This is a genomic window from Lentzea sp. HUAS TT2 (assembly GCF_051853195.1).
In the GTDB taxonomy this organism is placed as follows: Bacteria; Actinomycetota; Actinomycetes; order Mycobacteriales; family Pseudonocardiaceae; genus Lentzea.
This window is the reverse complement of sequence record NZ_CP196667.1, coordinates 2,649,006-2,666,343: the sequence shown is the minus strand read 5'-3', so window position 1 is coordinate 2,666,343 and position 17,338 is coordinate 2,649,006. Positions and strand designations below refer to the sequence as shown.

At 68.8% G+C, this 17,338-nt stretch carries 17 protein-coding genes; 8 read left to right on the top strand and 9 right to left on the bottom strand.

Annotated elements, in window-relative coordinates:
• Positions 1–18: 18 nt before the first annotated feature.
• Genes ACSHWB_RS13295 through ACSHWB_RS13285 form a run of 3 tightly spaced genes read left to right on the top strand, consistent with a single transcriptional unit; the run spans position 19 to position 3,700 of the window.
• Entirely contained in the window at positions 19–1,521 is a 1,503-nt protein-coding gene (locus tag ACSHWB_RS13295; protein ID WP_439662339.1) for a dynamin family protein, read from the top strand.
• Entirely contained in the window at positions 1,518–1,883 is a 366-nt protein-coding gene (gene grpE, locus ACSHWB_RS13290) for a nucleotide exchange factor GrpE (protein WP_439662338.1), read from the top strand. Before ACSHWB_RS13295 ends, grpE begins: the two co-directional genes overlap by 4 nt.
• Positions 1,880–3,700: a dynamin family protein gene (locus ACSHWB_RS13285; RefSeq protein ID WP_439662337.1), complete on the top strand. Its 1,821-nt coding sequence runs from the start codon at positions 1,880–1,882 to the stop codon at positions 3,698–3,700. The genes grpE and ACSHWB_RS13285 overlap by 4 nt, the downstream gene beginning before the upstream one ends.
• Here the strand turns inward: ACSHWB_RS13285 and ACSHWB_RS13280 are convergent.
• Both ACSHWB_RS13280 and ACSHWB_RS13275 read right to left on the bottom strand, forming a co-directional pair.
• Positions 3,662–3,799, bottom strand: coding sequence for a DUF397 domain-containing protein (locus ACSHWB_RS13280; RefSeq protein ID WP_439664587.1), 138 nt, complete (start codon positions 3,797–3,799; stop codon positions 3,662–3,664). The genes ACSHWB_RS13285 and ACSHWB_RS13280 overlap by 39 nt on opposite strands.
• A 47-nt stretch (positions 3,800–3,846) precedes the next feature.
• Positions 3,847–4,713 carry a helix-turn-helix domain-containing protein gene (locus ACSHWB_RS13275; protein ID WP_439662336.1) on the bottom strand — a complete coding sequence of 289 codons (867 nt, stop codon included), beginning with the start codon at positions 4,711–4,713 and terminating at the stop codon, positions 3,847–3,849.
• Positions 4,714–4,784: 71 nt separating this feature from the next.
• Here ACSHWB_RS13275 and ACSHWB_RS13270 point away from each other — a divergent pair, with 71 nt between their 5' ends.
• The 4 genes from ACSHWB_RS13270 (at position 4,785) to ACSHWB_RS13255 (ending at position 8,210) form a co-directional block, all read left to right on the top strand.
• Positions 4,785–5,033 (top strand): hypothetical protein, encoded by a 249-nt coding sequence (locus ACSHWB_RS13270; protein WP_439662335.1) that lies wholly within the window; start codon positions 4,785–4,787, stop codon positions 5,031–5,033.
• Between the two features lie 43 nt (positions 5,034–5,076).
• Positions 5,077–5,763, top strand: a complete 687-nt coding sequence (locus ACSHWB_RS13265; RefSeq protein ID WP_439662334.1) for a DUF6802 family protein — start codon at positions 5,077–5,079, stop codon at positions 5,761–5,763.
• 310 nt (positions 5,764–6,073) lie between these two features.
• Complete coding sequence (locus ACSHWB_RS13260; protein ID WP_439662333.1) at positions 6,074–7,885, top strand: phosphoenolpyruvate carboxykinase (GTP); 1,812 nt, start codon at positions 6,074–6,076, stop codon at positions 7,883–7,885.
• Positions 7,886–8,000: 115 nt separating this feature from the next.
• Positions 8,001–8,210 carry a hypothetical protein gene (locus ACSHWB_RS13255; RefSeq protein WP_439662332.1) on the top strand — a complete coding sequence of 70 codons (210 nt, stop codon included), beginning with the start codon at positions 8,001–8,003 and terminating at the stop codon, positions 8,208–8,210.
• Positions 8,211–8,495: 285 nt separating this feature from the next.
• Here ACSHWB_RS13255 and ACSHWB_RS13250 read toward each other — a convergent pair whose 3' ends face one another.
• The 5 genes from ACSHWB_RS13250 to ACSHWB_RS13230 form a co-directional block, all read right to left on the bottom strand.
• Positions 8,496–9,341, bottom strand: a complete 846-nt coding sequence (locus ACSHWB_RS13250) for a septum formation family protein (protein ID WP_439662331.1) — start codon at positions 9,339–9,341, stop codon at positions 8,496–8,498.
• Positions 9,338–10,585 (bottom strand): hypothetical protein, encoded by a 1,248-nt coding sequence (locus ACSHWB_RS13245; protein WP_439662330.1) that lies wholly within the window; start codon positions 10,583–10,585, stop codon positions 9,338–9,340. The genes ACSHWB_RS13250 and ACSHWB_RS13245 overlap by 4 nt, the downstream gene beginning before the upstream one ends.
• Positions 10,586–10,656: 71 nt before the next feature.
• On the bottom strand, positions 10,657–12,291 hold the full coding sequence (mctP, locus tag ACSHWB_RS13240; protein WP_439662329.1) for a monocarboxylate uptake permease MctP: 1,635 nt from the start codon (positions 12,289–12,291) through the stop codon (positions 10,657–10,659).
• On the bottom strand, positions 12,291–12,557 hold the full coding sequence (locus tag ACSHWB_RS13235) for a DUF3311 domain-containing protein (RefSeq protein WP_439662328.1): 267 nt from the start codon (positions 12,555–12,557) through the stop codon (positions 12,291–12,293). Before ACSHWB_RS13235 ends, mctP begins: the two co-directional genes overlap by 1 nt.
• Before the next feature lie 105 nt (positions 12,558–12,662).
• Complete coding sequence (locus ACSHWB_RS13230) at positions 12,663–13,349, bottom strand: GntR family transcriptional regulator (RefSeq protein ID WP_439662327.1); 687 nt, start codon at positions 13,347–13,349, stop codon at positions 12,663–12,665.
• Positions 13,350–13,446: 97 nt separating this feature from the next.
• Between ACSHWB_RS13230 and ACSHWB_RS13225 the strand changes: the two genes are divergently transcribed.
• On the top strand, positions 13,447–14,226 hold the full coding sequence (locus tag ACSHWB_RS13225) for a LamB/YcsF family protein (RefSeq protein ID WP_439662326.1): 780 nt from the start codon (positions 13,447–13,449) through the stop codon (positions 14,224–14,226).
• Here the strand turns inward: ACSHWB_RS13225 and ACSHWB_RS13220 are convergent.
• The gene (locus ACSHWB_RS13220) at positions 14,214–15,113 is read right to left on the bottom strand and encodes an ROK family protein (protein WP_439662325.1); all 900 of its coding nucleotides are present in this window, start codon (positions 15,111–15,113) and stop codon (positions 14,214–14,216) included. The two genes, ACSHWB_RS13225 and ACSHWB_RS13220, sit on opposite strands and share 13 nt — an antisense overlap.
• A gap of 11 nt (positions 15,114–15,124) precedes the next feature.
• Positions 15,125–17,290, bottom strand: coding sequence for an NEW3 domain-containing protein (locus ACSHWB_RS13215; RefSeq protein ID WP_439662324.1), 2,166 nt, complete (start codon positions 17,288–17,290; stop codon positions 15,125–15,127).
• Positions 17,291–17,338 lie beyond the last annotated feature (48 nt).

Genomic DNA, 17,338 nt, shown 5'->3' with positions numbered 1-17,338 from the left:
GTGGCACGATCAGTGCCCGTGACGGCGTTGCAGGGACAACAACTGGCCGGACCGCTGTGCGCGGCGGTGGCCAATTTGTGCGTTGCGCTGCAGCCGCAGGTGTCCGCGCGGACCGCCGCCGGTTTCCAGGAGGTGCTGCGCCGGCTGCACGCGCCGTTGCAGGTCGCGGTCGCCGGCCGGATCAAGTCCGGGAAGTCGACTCTGGTCAACGCGTTGATCGGACGCCGGGTCGCGCCCACGGACATCGGCGAGTGCACCCGGCTCGTCACGCGCTACCAGTACGGCACGGTCGACCGCATCGAAGTCGTGCTGCGGGACGGAAGACGGCAGGTGCTGCCGTTCGACGCGAACGGCATGATCCCCGCTTCCCTTGGCGTGGAAGGCGTCTCGCACATCGAGGCGTACCTGACGAACGCCGTGCTGCGCGACTTCACCGTCATCGACACGCCAGGGCTCGGTTCGCTGGACGCGGCCTCGGTCGCCCGCACCGAGGAACTGCTGGATCCCGTGTCGCGCAACGCGGTCGCCGGCGCCGAGGCCGTTCTGTACGTCGTGACGCAGGGCGTGCGCGCGGACGATCATTCGACGCTGGCCGCCTTCACCGCCGCGACCGCGTCGCGTGAGGCAGGGCCGGTCAACGCCATCGCCGCGCTGAACAAGGTCGACAACGTCGCGCCGGAGACCGTCGAGGGCGCGGAAGGTGACGTCTGGCGGGCCGCGCAGATCCTCGCGGCGAAGCAGGCCGACCTGCTCAAACCGCGGGTCGCGGACGTGCTCCCGGTGATCAGCCTGCTCGCCGAGTCCGCGGAGACCGGGGAGTTCACGTCGGCGGACGCGGAGGCGTTGCGGGCGCTGGCCGCACTGGACCCCGACACCCGCACGATGATGCTGATGTCCGGCGACCTCTTCACGTCGTGGGAGTGCGACGTCGCGGCAGGCACGCGCTCCCGGTTGCTGGAGAAGCTCGACCTCTACGGCATCGGCCAGGCGCTGCAGGCGCTGGACGCCGAGCCCGCGCTCACCGCGGGAGCGCTCCGGCGCGTGCTGTTCGACGCGTCCGGGTTCGCCGCCGTCCGCGGCCGGTTGGACGCGGTCTTCCGGGCCCGCGCCGACGGCATCAAGGCCGCCGCCGCGCTGGCCTCGGTCACGTCGCTGGCCTCGGGCGACGCCGGCGAACGGCGGCGCGTGCACGACGCGATCGAGGTCCTGCTGGCCAGGCCGGAAGCCCATCAGCTGCGGCTGCTGGAGGCGTTGACGCTGGTCTCGTCCGGCGCGGTCACACTGGCGACCGACCTGACGGAGGAGGTGCTGCGGGTCGGCAGCACCCCGGACATCGCGGCTCAGCTCGGCATGGCCGGCCGGCCCGGCTCAGAGCTGGTCGCGTTCGCGCTGGAACGCGCCGGTTGGTGGCGTTCGTTCGCGTCGTTCGGCGCGACGCCGGCGCAGGCTCGAGTGGCGCATGTCGTCCACCGGGCGTATTTCCTCATTTGGCAGCAACTACGTGCTGGGGGGCACCGATGAGCGTGAACGGAACCGAACCCGCTGATCTGGCGTCGGATCACGGTGTGGAGACCATCACCGACGAGCTGCTCGACCAGGCGCTGGCCGAGCGCCGCGCGCTGGTCCAGCTGTGCCTGTACGCGCTGGACCGCGCCAGTGCGGGCGTGGTCGCACGCATCGAGGAAGGCCTGTCGTCCATAGGCGTCGTGGCGCTGCGGGCGGACGGTGAGCGGTTCGACCCGTCGCAGCACGAGGCCGGCGGCACCCTCCCGACCGACGACCTGGCGTTGCAGGGCCTGGTCGCTGAGACCGAGGTGCCCGGCTTCTGCGATCGCGGCCGCGTCCTGCGGGCTCCGATCGTGACGGTCTACACGGCCCGATGAGCAACCTCTCGCAGACGGTCCGGCAGACGCGCGAACGTCTGGTGTCCGTAGTACGTGAGCTCGACCCGTCGATGGCCGACTGGGTGACTCGCCGCGCGGTCCCCGAGGTGTCGTCGGTCGTGATCGTCGGCGAGACGAACCGCGGCAAGTCGTCGCTGGTCAACGCCCTGCTGTCGTCCCCAGGTCTCTCCCCGGTGGATGCGGACGTGGCCACCTCCACCTATCTCGTCTTCCAGCACGGCCCGTCCTGGGCTGCCCGCGCCTGCTACCCGGGCCTGCTCGCGCCGGTCGGCTTCCCGCTGCCCGCGTTGATCAACTGGGTTTCCGCTGCCCACGACCTGCCCGAGGGCGAGCTGCCCCCGCGCTACGTCGAGGTGGACGCCCCGATCCCGTTGCTGGAACGGATGTCCGTTGTGGACACTCCGGGTGTCGGCGGCCTGGAGTCGGTGCACGGCGAACTGGCCCTGGAGGCCGTCACCTCGGCCACCGCCCTGGTCTTCGTCGTGGACGCCTCGTCCCCGTTCACCCGCGGCGAGCTCGACTTCCTCAAGCGCGTGGGCGACCGCGTCGAAACCGTCGTCTTCGCCCTGACCAAGACCGACCAGTACCGCGGCTGGCGCCAGGTCCTGGACGCCAACCAGGCCCTCCTGGCCGAACACGCCCCCAGGTTCGCCGACGCCACCTTCTACCCGGTGTCGTCCCGGATGTTCGGCATGGCCGCCCAGGCCCCGAACCCCGACGCGGCCGCCATGCTCCGCGAACGCTCCGGCATCTCCGTCCTGCAGACCGCTCTGCAGGAACTGGTCACAGGTCGCGCCGGCATGCTCGCCGAGGCCAACGCCCTGCGCGCCCTCTCGACCGTCCTGGCAGAGCTGGAAATCCGCTTGGAGCACGAGAAGCGCGCCCTGTCCGTGGGCGAGGACGAGGCCGTGGTCCTCCGCGCCCGCCGCGAGGAGCTACAGACCGAACGCCGCTCCTCCACCCGAGGCTGGCAGGTCCGCCTGCGCGGCGAGGTCCAGCGCGCCCGCATCGAGAACTCCCACGAGATCTCCCGCCAGATGCGCGACCTGCAGACCTGGTACCGCCAGTCCATCGACGCGGCCGACCGCACCGCCCTCGCCACCCTGCCGCAGCAGGTCGACACGGCGTTGCAGGTCGTCTCCGGCCGCATCTCCACGGCCCTGTCCGTCCGCCTCTCCCAGGTCACCGACGCCGTGCTGGCCACTCTGTTCAGCGCGGAGGAACTCACCCTGATCCGCGGCCAGTTCGCCCGAGGTGAGCAACCGCCGGTCGTGCTGCGCCCGAAGGAGAAGCGCCCGCCGACGGCCGAGGACAAGCTGCTGGTGTTCATGGGCGTCTCCGGCGGCCTGGGCGCGGGCAAGCTGGCCGTCATGCCGCTCGCGGGTCTCGGCATCGCCGTCCTGAACCCGATCGTCCTGCCGGTGACCATCGCCCTGGGCCTCGGCGCGGGCTGGTGGATGGCCCGCACCCGTACCCACACGGCGGAAAAGCAGCACGTCAAGCAGTGGCTCTCCGACGCCATCGCCGACGCGCGCTCCACAGTGGACCAACTCGCCGCCGAGCAGCTGATCGAGGCCGAGCAGGCCCTCTCGCTCGCCCTGGACGAGGCTCTGGCCAAGCGCATCGAGGCCATCGAGGCGGAGCTGCGCGAGGTCGACAGGGCGTTGCGGATGGAGGCCGGCGAACGCGGGCGCGAGCTGCAGGCCGTGACGCGGCAGCTCGCCGAGGTGGAGCAGGGGCGTTCGAAGGCCGAGGAGCTACTGGGCCGGATCAGGTCCGTGCGGGACCGAGCCTAGAAACGCCCGCCACGCGCTCGCAGACACGGCAAAGCGCGGTCCTTCCGCGTTTTTGGAGTCCCGCACATCGACCTCGGTGGTGCTGAGACGAACCTCCACACAGGCATCGCCCCCGCTCGAGCTGAAGCTGCTCTTGCGCCATGCGGTCAATCAGGGGCCCCTAGAAGGTCAATCAGCGCTGCACGAGTGTCTTGGACGTTATACGCGAGGTCCTGGATCTGCTCGAAGAGCTTTCGCATGGGTTCCGTGAAGGATGCTTGATCGTAATAAGTGGACGGACCGTAGATCGTGGAGGCGAAGGTGACCGGATCAGCCTTGTCGAACTCCAGCGCGATGAGGCCACCGCCGTTGCCGGGGTTGTCGACCGCTCCCAGAGGAACGATGCGGATGTTCAGAGTGCTGTGCTGCTCCATCAGTTCCAGCAGATGAAGGGCTTGGCGTCGCATCACGGAGTCGTCGCCGACCACGTGCAGCAGTGAGTCCTCCGTGAACACGATGTTGATCTGCTCCGCAGTGCTGGTGAGCACCTGCTGCTGCATCTCCAGGCGGAAGGCGATCCGCTCCGCGGCATCGGATCGCACCGCGGTGTTCGCACCGATGGCCGCCTCGACATAGCTCTTCGACTGGACGAGGCCGGGGATGATGCCGCACTCGTACCAGCTGATCCGGCGCGCCGCGCTCAGAAGATCCATGAACCGGGGAAACGAGTTGGGCAGCGCGTCGACATAACCCGCCCGCGGCTGTCGGCGCCTGCTCGCCTTGCCGAGTTCGAGCAGGGTGGCACGCTCCTCGCCCTGCACCCCGTAGAAGTCGAGCAGCCGGGTGAGTTCGGCCGAGTCGAGTGCTCCCTTGCCGTTCTCCACCTGACTGAGCCTGGGTGCGCTGCGGCCGATGAGGTCTGCCGCCTCCTGCTGGGACCTGCCTGCCTTCGTGCGCAGACGTTGCAGGGCCAAGCCCAGCTGGAGGCGTTCCACGGTCTGCCTGGCCTGACCCACGTGGCTGCCGCCCTTCATACGCTTAGGCGAGCGACTTTAGCCTCAAGCAGGACTAATGTTAAGTCTAATAGAGGCGTTCTGGGGCGAAGATGAGGTTGACCATGGGCGTCAAGCGCGAGTGGCTCCTTCGCTGCAGGGACAGCTACGCGGACCGGGCGGTGTGCGAGGTCAGCGTGAGCGCGGGAGTCGTGGAGGTCGCCGGACCCGACGGCGTGGCCTTCTCGTTCGCCGGTCAGGAGATCCGGGAGTTCCGCGCCGCCCTCGACGCGGCCATCGACCAGTGCGAGGTCGACGGGCACGCCCGCCGCAAGGTTGGCGGCGGAACCAAACCGGCATAACGTGGGTCATACCGGTACATGAGCAAGTAGGAGGTGTGTCCCGGTGTACATCGACGAGAACGGTGCGGCCGACGCCGAGCTGAAGGTCACCGTCGAGGATGAGGAGTACACCGCCGACGTCACCTTCGACCTCGACCAGGACGGCGTGAACGACTCCGCCGTCGTCGAGACCGATGACGGCGGTCATCTCGCGTTCACCGACACGAACGGCGACGGTGACGCCGATCTGATGAGCACGTTCGACAAGGACGGCAATCTCCTGAGCCAGGCTCGGTTCGAGGAGAATTCCGGTGAGTGGGTTGCCGTCGGCCCGAACGACCCGCACCAGGAAAAGACGAATTCCTCGCCCAATCAGGCGATTGTCGTGGACACCGACGAAGGTGAACGAAACGTCGGGCAGGCCACCGAGGACACCGACGGGGACGGCAAGGCCGACACCGCGATCGTGCGGGACGACGACGGGGACACGTGGTTGTTCACCGACGCGAACGGCGACGGCAAGGCCGACGTGGCGACGGAGATCACACGATCCGGCGAGGTCACGATGTCCGAGCACCGCGGCGACGACTGGGTCGAGGTCGAACACGGGCACATCGAGTCCGACGGCCGGTACGTGACCGACTCGAAGAGCGGCATTCTGGACGAGTCGGACGACTGGCTCGAGGAAGAACGGTTCGACGGGGTCGTCCGAATCGATTCCACAACGGGTCAGTGGATCAGTCCGAACTGACGCAGAACTGAAGCGCAGGTCACAGGCCCCGGTGTGGTGAGAACCGCACCGGGGCCTCTTGTGTTTTTCCCACCTCAAGCCCGCCTTAACGCCGTCCGAGTGCTGAATCGATTACAGAATCGGTTTTGTGAGGGAAGCGACAGGCTGGGGGTGCTTTACCTGCCATTCATCCGGCTAACCTCGGTCCATCCCCTTCCACGTACGCCCGGCCCCACCGGGCGTCGTGAGCTATTCCCGAGGACGACGAAGTCCTGCACCGGACCACCACGTGCTCGGGTTGCCGAGGCGTTCAGTCAGGAGACGAGACGAGATGACGGCAGTGACCATTCCCGGTCTCGAACACGCACCTACCAACCACGCGCGTCTGCTCGCATGGGTTCAGGAAGTCGCTGAGCTGACCTGCCCCGACGAGGTTGTTTGGGCTGACGGGTCTCAGGGCGAATGGGACCGTCTCACGAAGAAGCTCGTCGACGCCGGCACGTTCGTGCCGCTCAAGAAGAAGCCCAACTCGTTCTGGGCGGCCTCGGACCCGACGGACGTCGCGCGCGTGGAAGAGCGGACCTACATCTGCTCCGTGCGCGAGGAGGACTCGGGCCCGACGAACAACTGGATGGAACCTTCGGAGATGAAGGCCATCATGACCGAGCTCTACCGGGGCTGCATGCGTGGCCGCACGATGTACGTCATCCCGTTCTGCATGGGCCCGCTGGACGCGGAGAAGCCGATGCTCGGTGTCGAGATCACCGACTCGGAGTACGTCGTCGTCTCCATGCACATCATGACCCGCATGGGCACCAAGGCGCTGAATCTGTTCGGTGAGGACGCCCCGTTCGTCCCCGCGCTGCACTCGCTCGGCGCTCCGCTGGAGCCCGGCCAGGAAGACGCGCAGTGGCCGTGCAACGACACCAAGTACATCTCGCACTTCCCGGAGACCCGCGAGATCTGGAGCTTCGGCTCCGGCTACGGCGGCAACGCCCTGCTCGGCAAGAAGTGCTACTCGCTGCGCATCGCCTCGGCCATGGCGCGCGACGAGGGCTGGCTCGCCGAGCACATGCTGATCCTCAAGCTCACCTCGCCGGAGAACAAGGCGTACTACATCGCCGCCGCGTTCCCGTCGGCCTGTGGCAAGACGAACCTCGCCATGCTGGAGCCGTCCATCCCCGGCTGGAAGGTCGAGACGCTCGGCGACGACATCGCCTGGATGCGTTTCGGTGAGGACGGCCGCCTGTACGCGGTGAACCCGGAGAACGGCTTCTTCGGCGTCGCGCCCGGCACCGACTACCACACGAACCCGAACGCGATGCGCACCATCGCCAAGGGCAACTCGCTGTTCACGAACGTCGCGCTGACCGACGACGGCGACATCTGGTGGGAGGGCATGGGCGAGCCCCCTGCCCACCTCACCTCGTGGAAGCACCAGGACTGGACGCCGGACAGCGAGGAGCTCAGCTCGCACCCGAACTCCCGTTACTGCACGCCGATCGAGCAGTGCGACATCAAGGCGCCGGAGTGGGAGGACCCGAACGGCGTCCCGATCTCGGCGATCTTCTTCGGTGGCCGCCGCGCCACGACGATCCCGCTGGTCACGGAGTCGCGCGACTGGCAGCACGGCACCTACATGGGCGCCACGCTGTCGTCGGAGACCACGGCCGCCGCGGTCGGCAAGACCGGCGTCGTGCGTCGCGACCCGATGGCGATGCTGCCGTTCATCGGCTACAACGCCGGTGACTACTTCCAGCACTGGGTCGACCTCGGCAAGCGCGCCGACGCCGACAAGCTGCCGAAGATCTTCTACGTCAACTGGTTCCGCCGCGGCGAGGACAAGCGCTTCCTGTGGCCCGGATTCGGCGAGAACTCGCGCGTGCTGAAGTGGGCCATCGAGCGCCTCGAGGGCAAGGCCGCCGCGGTCGAGACCCCCATCGGTTACGTGCCGACCGCCGACGACCTGGACCTCGAGGGTCTGGAGGCGTCGCGTGAGGACATCGAGGCCTCGCTCGAGTTCAACGCCGACGAGTGGCGTGCCGAGATCCCGCTCGTCGAGGAGTGGTTCGCGAAGATCGGCGAGAAGGTCCCGACCACGCTCCGCGACGAGCTGGCCAACCTGAAGCAGCGCCTCGGCTAGTTTCTACTGCACGCGGGGACCTTCCGTACCGTCAGACGGTACGGAAGGTCCCCGCGTGCGTTCCGGGTAGGCGCGGAGAGTGACTGGGTTACTTGGGTGGGGTACTACTGATCGTGTGACGCAAGACGACTTCCTCGGCGGCCTGAACTTCGACGGTTCGAAGCGCGATGTGGAGGTCGGCCCGACGACGGGCATCGTGCGCTACTACCCGGTGCCGCCCGCCCCGCCGGCCCGTCCGTCGCGGTGGCGTTACGTGCTCGTGTTCGGCATCGGTTTAGCCATCGGCGTGGTCGCCGGCGTGGTCCTGTGCAGCAAATTTCTCTGAGTCGGCGCAGCTCATCGTCCACTTGAAACGAAGTTGTCCACAGGTGTGGACGGGTTTGTGCACATGTTGTGGATGGTTGTGGACAAGCCTGGGGAGTTGTCCACGGCCGAAGAAAACGGTCTTGCTCCAGGAATGAACCTGGCCCCTTCCGGGAACGTCCTAAGTGTGTGATGGCGGTCACAAAGATCGTCACCGGGACGGAGAGGGAGGTGTGCCGTGGGGATCGCAGGAATCGCGATGCTGGTGCTGTCCCTGGCCGCCGTGCTGATGGTCGTGGTCGCCGGGTCAGTTCGGGAGCGGGTTGTCCCGGATGCCGAGGAGGGTGCCGCTGAAGGGCTTGGTGGCCTCCGCGTAGCAGACGGCGTTGGTCCAACCCTCTGACCAGGCCTGGGAGCCGGGGTTCCGCCACGCGGGGAACACGTCCGTGCGCTTGGTCGAGCCCAGGTAGCCGTGCACGGCCGTGGTGCACTTGTCCTTCGCGATCGCGTTCATCTGCTCCTTGGACGGAGCGGGGTCGGTCGCCTTGCCCAGTGACACGACGCCGGAGGGCACTGCCTCCGCCATGTGCGCGGTGGCGGTGCAGACCACGACCTTGACCTCCTGGTCCTTGGACGGCGAGCCCTGGGTGCAGGTCTGGAAGGTGCCGAAGCCGTTGTCCTTCAGCACGTTCTTCACGGAACCCTTGCGCGCCAGCGGCTTCTCGTCGGGACTGATCTCCACGACGGTGCACAGCCGCCAGCGCTGGCCGTCCTTCCAGCCCTGCTCGTTCGGCCAGAACGCCCAGACCCGCAGGCGCGTCGAGTCCGCGTCGCCGCTGCCCAGGTACTCGGTCAGCGTCTGGCGGCACGGCGGGAGCGCCGCCTTGCGCAGCGCCTGCGTGTCCGGGTAGGCCGTGGGCAGGCCGGTGAGCTCACCGACGCTCATGACCTCTGCCTCGTGCGACTCGGTGCACTGCAGCACCTTCAGCTCGTAGGCGTTCATGCACTGCCCCGCCTTGGGCAGGGTGGGCGCGGAGGCGGAGGCCGTCGACGGCAGGGGTCCTGGGACCGCCTGCCCTCCCACCTGAATCGCGCACGCGGACAGCGTCAACGCGCTCAGGACAATTGCCACCGCCAGCCGCACACGGGTCACACCACAGAGACTAGGGCCTTGACCTGATCGGCGATGTCCCGACGCTGCTTTTCGAAGGCCGCATCCGTGAGCGCGGCCGGGTCGGCGGGCTGCCCGAGCACCGGCGTGTGCAGGTGACCGCCGAGGACATTCGTTGCGCCGTAACCGATGCGCAGCCGGTTGGCCCGGTACATGCTCTCGTTGGACAGGTAGTCACCGCCGCCACCGGAAGCCGCGACCCTGCCGGGAGTCGGGTCGTCCGTGCGGCACGACTGCTGCGAGCCGACGACGACCCACTCGCAGAACGCCCTGTTGTAGTTCACGGTGAACGGCCCGGTGCCCGCGTCGATCATCTTCTGGAACGGCAGCGAGGTCTCGATGAACTCGGTGGCCGGCTGCGGCCAGCCCGCCGCGTTCGGGACGCTGCCGTACGAGCCGATGTTGTTGTTGTCCGCGAAGCCACCGCGCCAGCGCGCCGCCCACCGTTCGACGTCGAACCGGCCGGGCCTGCCCTGGCTGATCGTCACGAACGCGTCGGGCTTCTGCGGCAGCGCGGATCCGTAGAACTGCTCGACGACACCCTCGTCGAAACCGCCCCACAGCACCGGAAGCACCGCGGCCTGCAGCACGACCTTGCCGCTGGGCGTGGAGATCTCGCGGCCGTCGAGCTGCAACGCCGCCGCACCGGCCGGGTTCGCGCGCCGCACGTTCACGCCGGTGAGCTGGAACGGGTCGAAGCCGGTCACGACGATCTTGCGCGCGCCGGGCCTGGACGGGAACGCCGAGTCGCTCAGACCCCGTGACGCCCAGTCGAAGCGCTGGATGAGCTTCGCGCGGTCGTTGGGCGCCATGGAGAACCGCGGCGTCCACTGGCGCAGCGCGGTGCTGAGCTGCAGCCGTGCCCAGTAGAGCGGGCGGTCGTCATAGGCGTCGTGCGTCACGGGTGTTGTGCTCTGCGCGCGGGAGACCGCGGCCTTCCACAGCGCGTTGCCTTCGCGTTCCACGAACTGCTGCGCCTGCTTCGGCGCGATCTGACGGCAGAGCTTGGCGGTGAAGTCCGTGACGCGGGTGTCGAACCCGGCGAGCTTCACCAGCGCGGGGCCGACGGCGGGGCCGCCCGTGACCAGCGTGTCGTCGAGCCGTTGCTCCTCGACGGTCAGCAGGGCGGTGGTGTCGTAGCAGTTCGCGTCCTGCGCGTGGGCGACGGCGGGACTCAGGGTGAGGGCGAGTGCGGTCAGTCCGACCAGTCCGGCGATGGTTTTCACGGCTTCGATCCTCAACGCAAAGGGCCACCCGCCGTAACCGACGGGTGGCCCCTAGTGTTGACGACTGCGTCTCAGTGGGCAGCGACGGGCTTCACCCGCGGGCTGTCCTCGTCGACGTGGTAGTCGGACGGGTCGGTCTGGTCCGTTCCGTTGAACCACTTGGCCTTCTTGGCGATCAGCGTGATGACCACCGCGACCAGGAGGTTGACGAACAGCGCGACGATGCCCGCGTAGATCTGCGTCGTCGAACCGCCGAACGGGTGCCAGCCGAAGATCGAAATGTTGCCCATCGGCAGCGCGGAGCTGGCGAAGTGCGCCTTTCCGGGCGGGGGAGCGCCGATGTTGTAGAGCAGCCACATGCCGTAGCCCATGCCCGCGATCCACCCGGCGACCAGCGCGTGGACGTGGAACCAGCGCGTGTACAGCGCGATCGCCACCGCCGGCAGCGTCTGCAGGATCATCACCCCGCCCATGAGCTGCAGGTCGATGGAGTACTGCGGGTCGATCAGCACGATGAACGCCACGGCGCCGAACTTCACGACGAGGCTGGCGAGCTTGGCCTGCTTGGCCTCCTCCGCCGGGGTGGCGTTCTTCTTGAAGTACTCCTTGTAGATGTTGCGCGTCCACAGGTTCGCCGCCGCGATCGACATGATCGCCGCCGGCACCAGCGCGCCGATGCCGATGGCCGCGAACGCGATGCCCGCGAACCACGACGGGAAGTTCGCGCCGAAGAGCTCGGGGATGATCGTGTTGTTGTCGGCACGGCCGGTCGCCTGGTTGACGAGCGGCTTGGTGCCCGCGCTGATCGCGACGAAGCCCAGCAGTGCCAGCAGACCCAGCAGCAGCGAGTACGCCGGCAGCGCGACCATGTTGCGCTTGATGACGTTGCGGCCGCGGCTGGCGAGGATGCCGGTCAGCGAGTGCGGGTAGAGGAACAGCGCGAGCGCGCTGCCCAGTGCCAGCGTGGCGTACTGCAGCTGGTTGGTGCCGGTCAGCAGGATGCCGTCGGTCTTGTTCGGCGTGGCGTCGAACTTGGCCTGCGCGTCGTTGAAGATCTCGCCCCAGCCGCCGAACTTCGAGGGCAGGTAGACGATCGCCACCAGGATCACCAGGTAGATCAGGATGTCCTTGACGAACGCGATCAGTGCCGGCGCCCGCAGACCCGACTGGTAGGTGTAGAGCGCGAGGACCAGGAACGCGATGAACAGCGGCAGGTGACCCATGATGCCGCTGCCGTTGAGGCCCATGCTGCGCAGCACCGCTTCGAGGCCGACGAGCTGCAGCGCGATGTACGGCATGGTCGCGACGATGCCCGTGATCGCGATCAGCAGCGCCAGCCAGTGCGAGCCGTAGCGGCCCTTCACGAAGTCGGCGGGCGTGACGTACCCGTGCACGCGGCTGACCGACCACATCCGCACCAGCGGCAGGAAGACCAGCGGGTACAGGATGATCGTGTACGGCAGGGCGTAGAAGCCGATGGCACCCGAGCCCCACATCAGCGCGGGCACCGCGACGAACGTGTACGCGGTGTAGAGGTCACCACCGACCAGGAACCACGTGATCCAGCTGCCGAACTTGCGGCCGCCGAGACCCCACTCGTCGAGGTGTTCGAGCGTGCTGCCCTTCTGCCACCGCGCCGCCAGGAAGCCCATGACCGTGACGACCAGGAAGAGGACGCTGAAAACGATCAGCTCGGTCCACTGCATCAGTTCGCTCCCTCGTCCAGGTCGTCCACGCCGAGCTTGTCGGGCTTGCCGGTGACCACGGGCTCGTCCTTGGTCTTGACGTAGACGAGGCCGACGCACAGGACGCCGAGCGGGACGAACAGGAACTGGTACCAGTAGAAGAACGGCAACCCGAAGATCCTGGGCCCGTCCTGGTTGAACCACGGCGTGATGAGCATGAACAGCGGAAGTATCAGCAGCAGGTTCCAGTTGCTCCAGCGCAAGCCGGTCTTGTGATCCGACGGCATGGTGGCCCTCCGTGTACGCGGTGTTGCGCGGATGTTAGGCCTGATGAAGGGTGCCGTCAGCCTCGTGATCGCAATAGTTGCCTTCGGCTTAACGCTCTCTTAGGACTAATAGGCCGCAAGGCGGGCGACGAGGTCCTCTTCTGCCGCGTCGAAGTACTCGTGAAGCTGGTCCACTGCCTGGGCGATGTCGCCGCTGTTCAGCAGGTTGACGATCCGGAGGTTCCAGGGGACGTACGTCTGGTAGAAGTCGTTGATCTCCTGTGCCACCCGGAACGCCAGCATGAGCTCCGCGAAGAGCCGGTCGGACTCGTCGCTGAGCCGGACGCTGCCCGCGAGCCCGACGATGCGGCGGTGGAACTGGATGTTCGCCTGCCCGGCCTTGGTCCAGTCGTTCTTCTCCGCACGTGCCACGGCCTGCCGGACCGGTACCCGCACGGCCTCGCGCTGGGCCTCGGTGACGTCGTTCCACCGCAGGACGGCGCCGCACTCGATCACCCGGCGCGCGGCGTAGAGGTCACGCACGTCGTCGCCGGTCGGACGGCGGACGAAGACACCGCGGCTGTGCTCGTGCACCAGGATCCGGTCGCGCGTGAGCAGCCGGAACGCCTCGCGGAGCGTGTTGCGGCTGACGCCCAGCGCCCCGCCGATCGCTTCCTCGCTGAGCCTGAGCCCGGGCTCCAGCTCACCGTCGAGGACCCGTTCCCGCAGCATGTCGGCGACCTTCTGCGCGGTGCTCGCCCGCTCCAGGTCGGCTTTGCCCTGAGCCAGCGTCGACACCCACGTCTCGGTCACCTTCCCAGTCTATTGGCGTAATCGTTCGATTGCACTATCGTTGAATCGTTCAACAATCCTACGATCCACCGAGACGAGCGCGCATAGGAGGACAGTCATGGACCTGAACGCGGATCTGGGCGAGGGCTTCGGCCACTGGACCCTCGGCGATGACAAGGCACTGCTGGCTGTCGTGACCAGCGCGAACGTGGCGTGCGGCTACCACGCGGGCGACGCGGACACGATGCGCGAGACCTGCGCGCTCGCCGCGGACGCCGGAGTCGCGATCGGCGCGCACGTCGGCTACCACGACCTGGCCGGCTTCGGCCGCCGCTTCATCGACGTCGCCCCGGACACGCTGACCAACGAGGTCCTCGCCCAGCTCGGAGCCCTGTCGACGTTCGCCCGAGCCGCCGGCACCCGCGTCTCGTACGTGAAGCCGCACGGCGCGCTCTACAACGCCCTGGTCCGCCACGAGGCCCAGGCCGACGCCGTGGTCGACGCGGTCCGCCTGTTCGACCCGACGCTGGCGGTGCTGGGCCCACCCGGTGCCGTCTGGCTGAAGCGCGCCTCGGTGGCGGGCCTGCGGGTGTGGCACGAGGCGTTCGCGGATCGCGCCTACACGGCGTCCGGAACCCTGGTGCCGCGTGGCGAGCCCGGCGCTGTGCTGCGCGACCCGGCCGAGATCGCGGCCCGATGTGTGCAGCTGGCGACCGAGGGGTGGGTCCGGAGCGTGTCCGGGCGGCCCGTCCGGATCCAGGCGGACTCCATCTGCGTGCACGGGGACACGCCGGGCGCGGTGGGGATCGCCCGCGCGGTCCGTTCGGCACTGGAGGGGGCGGGTGTCGCGGTGGGACGCGTGGAGTCGCCGCTGCGGCACACGCGTCAGGCGGTCTGACGCACCAGCGCCGCCGCTCCGACCAGCCCTGCAGAGCCCCCGAGCTCCGCCGCCTTCACCTCGAGTCCCGCCAGGTAGGACAGCCCGGCGTGCGTCTTCAACGTCCGCCGCACCGGCTCGAACAGCAGCTCCCCGGCCTGCGCCACCCCGCCCCCGATGACCGCCAGCTCCAGGTCGCACACCGCCGCGGCTCCGGCGATGGCCATCCCGACGGCCCGGCCGGCGCGTTCGAACGCCTCCAGCGGGATCTCCTCGCCGGACAGCGCGGCCGCGGCCAGCAGAGCGGCGTCGGCGTGGTCCGGCGCCCGCCAGCCGATGCGGCGTGCCCAGTCCACCATCCGCGGGCCGCCGGCGATGGTCTCGACGCACCCGCGGCCGCCGCACGTGCAGAGGTCGCCGTCGGGTTCCACGACGATGTGGCCGATGTGCCCCGCGTTGCCGGTGCGGCCGCCGAACGGACGTCCGCCCAGCACCAGCCCGCCGCCGACACCGGTGGACACGACCAGTCCGACCATGAACGTGCTGCCCTGGCCCGCACCGCGCCAGTGTTCGCCCAGCGCCATGCACACGCCGTCGCCCGCCAGCTCGACCGGGACGCCGGGGAACAGCGACGCCACCGCCGACCGCAGCGGGAACTCCTGCCACGACGGCACGTTGATCGGCGAGACGGTGCCGGCGACGGTGTCCAGCGGGCCTGCCGAGGCGATGCCCACGCCGGCGACGACCGCGTCCTGGACCACCGTCGAGATCACCGAAACGACGGCGTCCCAAGGGTTCGAGGACGGGGTCGGCACGCGCGAGGAGCGCACCACGGAGCCGTCGGGGTCCACCAGGGCGGCAGCGATCTTGGTGCCGCCGAAGTCCAGTGCCAGCACCAGATCAGTCACGGTGACGCAGCTTAACCAGCTACTTCGAGGCGGATGGGCGCAGTGGTCCTGACCAACTCGCCGGCGGCGACGCGGACGACCGCGGACCAGTTGTCCGGCGTGGCCCAGGACGGCGCTGCGAACGTGAAGTCGAGCGCCAACCGGCCCTGGGCGGGCAGCATTCCCCTGACGCAGAACGGACCGGCGAGCTCCCACGAGTCACGCGGCGACAACAGCCGGGCCTGCACCGGCAGATCACCGTGCGCCCCTGAGGCCACCACCACCCGGACCAGCGCCGATTCCCCGGGCTCGACCGACACGACCGACGGCGAGGAAGCCACCCACAGCACCTCGACGGGCTCGTCGGCGTCCCACTCCGGAACGGTCAGCAGCGCGACGTCGTAGACCTCGAACGGCAGGCCCTCCAGCGTGGCGCGCACCGGGTAGCAGCCGGGCGTGAGCGGCGGCTCCAGCGACAGGTCGGCCGAGACGTGGCCACCGGCGGGAAGCGACACCGGCAGCGACTCCCACGACGCCGACCAGCCGTCGGGCAGAGAAAGCCGGACGACGCCGGAGAACTCCGGGCCGTCCGACATGGCCACCACCCGCAGCCGGGTCGGGCCGAGCACCTCCAGGCGGACGTTCGCGGGCAGGCCGCCCAACGGCGCGGGCTCGTGCAACCAGTAGCGCGCGAACACCGGCGCCTCGGGTGAGACAGGCCCCAACGGCGGCCCGGCCAGCGACAGCCGAGGCGCCACGGATGGCAGCGTGCCGCTGGCGGGTGACCGCGACCCGAGCACCGCGAACAGCGACGACGGGCCCAGGTGGCCGACCTCGTGCCACAGCGTGATGGTCGTGGAGCCGACCATCTTCTCGCCGACCTCGCTGTGCCAGACGCTGATCGGCCCGATCAGACGCGGAGCCTCCAGCGCAGGACCGTCCACGGCGACAAGGGAAGCGATCGGGTCGTACGACAGGACGTAGTGAGTGGACGCGATCTCGGTGCCGTAGCCGCGCTTCCAGCCGTGGTCGACGTCGTCCTCGACCAACGAGTAGGTGCGCCATCCGCGGGCGGGCACATCGCGTGCCAAGAACGTCACGGTCACGCCGTCGACCAACGTCGGCAGCACCACACCGTCGAACTCGACGTGCACGTTCAGCGCCTCAGGCAGATGCACGGACACGATGTCGGTGCACGGCGAGGACGACGGGTTCCAGACCGTCACCGACGAGTCCACAGTGGACGTCAACGCCGCGAGCGACCGCGCGACGACCTCGGACCGCAGGTCGAAGGCCTCGCGCGGGTGTGCCAGCGCAGCGCGTTCGAGTGCGGCGGAAGGAAAGGCGGCCCCGGTCAGCCGAGCCGCGTGCGAAGCGAACAAGGCAGCAGGCGAGTCGTCGAGCGGCGCGGGTGGCACGGGCACGGACCCGCGCACGTAGTAGTCGCGTGGCAGCGAGCAGAAGATCCGCGGCCACGTGTAGCGCGCGCTCCAGTCGTGATGGATCGCGGTCAGCCACGGGTTCGGAGCGTCCCGCGCGGACCCGACCGGCATCATCACGTGCGGGGACGAGGTACCGGCGCGCATCTCCAGGAACGACGAGTAGACCGACCGCTCGGCCTCGGCCAGCGAAGACGCCACCAGCGACGGCCCGGCGGGCAGCGACGCGAGCAACGGCGCCACACCGACCACATTGGACTCGGACCCGACGACCTCGACCCTGCCCTCGGAGATCAGCCGCAGCAGCACCGAGCGGTGCTCCGGGAACATGTCCCAGTACGGCTGCAACAGCTCCACCGACGTCACGGCGAACCGGTAGGCGGGATCGGTCAGCGCCAGGTCCAGATGGGCGCGCACCACGTCGAACGGCGCGTCACCCGCAACGTGTCCGACGAGGTGCACGGTCCACCCCGGCGAGCCCACGACCAGTGAGAACGTGCACGTCTCCTCGCCGGCGGCAGACCGCACCACGGCCTGGGCGGGCACCACGGCGCCCGGTGAGTGCGCGGAGACGTCGACCCCGAGCTCGTACCCGAACGGCCCCAGCACCAGCGATCCGCCGTGCCGCGGCGAGTGCAGCCCGGGCCCGGAGACGTGCGCGTGCACCGGCCCGGCCTGCTCCGGCGAGCTCAGCCGCACCACCTGCAGCAGCGCGGTCCGAGGCCCGACGAACAGCTCGGTGGACTCGGCGGCGATCACCAAAAGATCGCACCACCGTTCATCACCGGGCGAAATACCCCGATGGTG

Excerpts from the sequence above, each read along its gene's own strand:
- ACSHWB_RS13235 (WP_439662328.1), bottom strand. The coding sequence starts at position 12,557 with ATGCCGTCGGATCACAAGACCGGCTTGCGCTGGAGCAACTGGAACCTG.
- ACSHWB_RS13270 (WP_439662335.1), top strand. The coding sequence starts at position 4,785 with ATGAGGTTGACCATGGGCGTCAAGCGCGAGTGGCTCCTTCGCTGCAGG.
- ACSHWB_RS13275 (WP_439662336.1), bottom strand. The coding sequence starts at position 4,713 with ATGAAGGGCGGCAGCCACGTGGGTCAGGCCAGGCAGACCGTGGAACGC.
- ACSHWB_RS13225 (WP_439662326.1), top strand. The coding sequence starts at position 13,447 with ATGGACCTGAACGCGGATCTGGGCGAGGGCTTCGGCCACTGGACCCTC.
- ACSHWB_RS13285 (WP_439662337.1), top strand. The coding sequence starts at position 1,880 with ATGAGCAACCTCTCGCAGACGGTCCGGCAGACGCGCGAACGTCTGGTG.
- grpE (WP_439662338.1), top strand. The coding sequence starts at position 1,518 with ATGAGCGTGAACGGAACCGAACCCGCTGATCTGGCGTCGGATCACGGT.
- mctP (WP_439662329.1), bottom strand. The coding sequence starts at position 12,291 with ATGCAGTGGACCGAGCTGATCGTTTTCAGCGTCCTCTTCCTGGTCGTC.
- ACSHWB_RS13260 (WP_439662333.1), top strand. The coding sequence starts at position 6,074 with ATGACGGCAGTGACCATTCCCGGTCTCGAACACGCACCTACCAACCAC.